1 protein-coding gene is annotated in these 311 nt (G+C 73.3%); it reads right to left on the bottom strand.

Translation table 11 applies throughout. The annotated features are described in order from the left end of the window. The coding region (locus tag VR44_RS12365; RefSeq protein ID WP_045947504.1) for a hypothetical protein at positions 1-254 on the bottom strand (254 nt) is incomplete at its 3' end. Positions 255-311 lie beyond the last annotated feature (57 nt).

The raw sequence follows: 311 nt of genomic DNA, 5'->3' as shown, positions 1-311 counted from the left end.
GTGACCTCCTCCTCCAGCCGCTTCCTGCTCTCCGCGGGCATGGTGTGGCCGTAGTCGCCGAGCAGCGACCTCAGCCGCTCGTACTCCAGGACCGCGCGCCCCGGGGGCCGCTGCCCCTCCACCCGCTCGACCGTGCCCTCGGCGCCCGCCGCCGGGGACAGGAAGCCGACGGCGGCACCGGCCGGCCGCGCGACCGCGTCGGCCAGCCCGATGTCGATGGCGAGCCTCACCCGCTGGCCTTCCCTCAGGGTCATCGTTCCCTCGTCCCTCTCCTCGACCCGCGCCACAGGGCCTGTCTCTTATACACATCT

The sequence above is a fragment of the Streptomyces katrae genome (assembly GCF_000966975.1).
Classification (GTDB): domain Bacteria; phylum Actinomycetota; class Actinomycetes; order Streptomycetales; family Streptomycetaceae; genus Streptomyces; species Streptomyces katrae.
Note: the sequence above shows the minus strand (reverse complement) of the source record. Positions and strands in the feature narration are given on the sequence as shown.